This is a genomic window from Streptomyces sp. SID4985 (genome assembly GCF_009863025.1).
Lineage (GTDB): Bacteria > Actinomycetota > Actinomycetes > Streptomycetales > Streptomycetaceae > Streptomyces.
In genome coordinates, this window is record NZ_WWIR01000688.1 from 1 (window position 1) to 2,551 (window position 2,551).

At 72.9% G+C, this 2,551-nt stretch carries 2 protein-coding genes; one reads left to right on the forward strand and one right to left on the reverse strand.

The window, feature by feature from the left end; genetic code table 11:
• Positions 1-10: 10 nt before the first annotated feature.
• Complete coding sequence (locus GTW40_RS30330; RefSeq protein ID WP_202486620.1) at positions 11-2,245, reverse strand: glycosyltransferase; 2,235 nt, start codon at positions 2,243-2,245, stop codon at positions 11-13.
• 123 nt (positions 2,246-2,368) lie between these two features.
• On the opposite strand from GTW40_RS30330, the gene GTW40_RS30335 reads away from it, so the two are divergent.
• On the forward strand, positions 2,369-2,551 hold a 183-nt coding region (locus tag GTW40_RS30335; RefSeq protein WP_202486621.1), incomplete at its 3' end, for a hypothetical protein.

Consider the following 2,551-nt stretch of genomic DNA (forward strand, 5'->3'; position numbering starts at 1 on the left):
GAGCTGGTCGTCACCGGGCCGCCCTCCCGGCCGCCGAGGCGACGGCGTCCGGCTGCGGGACGCCCACCCCGCCCTTGCGGCGCAGCTTCTGCCAGCGCAGCCGGCCGCCGGTCAGGGCGGTGATCCAGGACTGGAGCAGGACGACGTACATGAGCTGGCGGTAGAGGATCTGCTGGAGCGGAAGTGAGATCAACGGAGTGAGCCGTTCGCGGTCGAGGAAGAAGGCGTACGCCGCGCAGGCCGCCTGGATGGCGAGGATCGCGAACCAGGACCCGATCGTCCTGCCCGTGGGCCCGAAGACCAGCCCGTAGACGAGGAAGATGTCGATCAGCGGGGCCAGGAGCGGGGCGAGCACCATGAAGAGGGACACCAGCGGCAGGCCGACGCGGCCGAACCGGCCGGAGGGGCCGCGCTCCACGACGGCGCGGCGGTGTTTCCAGATGGCCTGCATGGTGCCGTAGGACCAGCGGTAGCGCTGGGACCACAGTTGCTGGACGGACTCGGGGGCCTCGGTCCAGGCGCGCGCCTTCTCGGCGTAGACCACCCGCCAGCCGTCGCGGTGCAGCGCCATGGTGACGTCGGTGTCCTCGGCGAGGGTGTCGTCGCTCATGCCGCCGACGCGCTCCAGCGCGGAGCGGCGGAAGGCGCCGACCGCGCCGGGGATGGTCGGCATGCAGCCCAGCACCTCGTACATCCGGCGGTCGAGGTTGAAGCCCATCACGTACTCGATGTGCTGCCAGGCGCCGATGAGGGTGTCCTTGTTGCCGACCTTGGCGTTGCCCGCGACGGCGCCGACGCGCGGGTCGGCGAAGGGCTGCACCAGTTCGCGGACGGTGGACGGCTCGAAGACGGTGTCGCCGTCCATCATCACGATCAGGTCGGAACTCGCGTTCGCCACACCCCGGTTGAGGGCGGCGGGCTTGCCCGCGTTGAGCTGGCGGACCACGCGCACGCCGGGCAGGCCGAGCCCCTCGACGATGCGGGCGGTGCCGTCGGTGGAGCCGTCGTCGATGACGATGATCTCCACCGGGTGGTCGCTCTCGGTCAGCGAACGCACCGTGCTCTCGATGCACTTGGCCTCGTTGTAGGCCGGGACCAGCACCGAGACGGGCCGCGTCACAGGCTCGGAGCCCCAGCGGAAGCCGCGGCGGCGGGTGCGGCGGGCGTGCGCGACGGAGAGCAGCAGCATCAGCCCGAACCGCCCGATCACCAGCACACCGATGACCGCGAGGGCCGCCACCAGCACGTCGGTCGTGCCGTCGGCCGCCTTGACCAGCACGATCCAGGCCCGGCCCTTCCACAGCGCCGCCCCGGTGACCGGGGTGTCCGCGCTCGGCGCGCCCAGGGCCTCGGTGAGGGTCTGGAACCGGTAGCCCCTGGCCTGGAGTTCGGGCAGATAGCGGTCGAGGGCCGCGACGGTCTGGCTGCGGTCGCCGCCGGAGTCGTGCATCAGGACGACCGCACCCTTGCCGCCCTCGGGGGTGGCCCCGCGCACGATCGCGTCCACGCCGGGCTTGCGCCAGTCCTCGCTGTCGCGGTCGTTGAGGACGGTGAGATAGCCCCGGCCGCCGATGTACTCCGTCACCGGCCAGGACCGGTCGTCCATCGCGGAGGCGAAGGAGGAGTACGGCGGCCGGAACAGCGAACTGCGGATGCCGGCCGCCCCGGCGAGCGCCAGCTGCCCCTGGGACAGCTCCCAGTCGGCGCGGCTCCTGGAGTGGTAGGAGAGGTCGGGGTGGTTGAAGGTGTGCAGCCCGACCTCGTGCCCCTCGTCCACCATGCGCTTGACCAGCTCCGGGTGGCGCGAGGTCATCGTGCCGGTGACGAAGAAGGTCGCGTGGGCGTGGTGCTTCTTGAGGATGTCGAGGACCTTCGGCGTCCAGGTCGGGTCGGGGCCGTCGTCGAAGGTGAGCACGAGCCGGTTCCTGGGCACCCGGAGGCTGTCGGTGCGGCCGCCCCGGGTGTCGACGACCGGGCCGCCGTCGAGAATCTTCTGCGGCACCCGGTCGGTCGCGGCCTCGGGGCGCACCCGGAAGTCGGCGAGGATCTCGTTGTGCACATAGCCGTGCAGGATGAGCATCGCCAGCGTCGCGAGCAGGAGCAGGAACGAGAGCGCGTAGCGCAGCGGGAAGCGGCGACGGCGGTCGGTGTCGGCCTTGTGGCCGGTACGGGCTTTGTGGTCGGTGCCGTTCTTGTGGTCGGTGCGGGCCTTGTGGTCGGTACGGCGGCGGGATCGCGAAGCCATCAGAGGACGGTTCCCGCGTGCCGGGGGCCGAGAGCCTGGGCCGGGGCGGCCGGACCGTGCGGCTCGGGGCCGCCACCGCCCGCCGGGGAGCCGGAGGTCGTCGGGGTCGGGGAGCCGGCCGGGGTGGACGCGGGCGCGGACGGCACCGTCGTGGGCGAACTGGTGGGCGTGGGCTTGCCGGGCGACTCGGAGGCCCCGGGCGTGGGGGACGTGCGCACGGTCGGGCTCGCGCTCGGCGACGCGGGCGGTCCACTGGCCCCGGCGGCCGGGACGGACGGCGCGCCCGAGGCGCCGGGTACGGCGGAG

Coding starts and splice junctions, on each gene's coding strand:
- GTW40_RS30330 (WP_202486620.1), bottom strand. CDS start 2,245: ATGGCTTCGCGATCCCGCCGCCGTACCGACCACAAGGCCCGCACCGAC.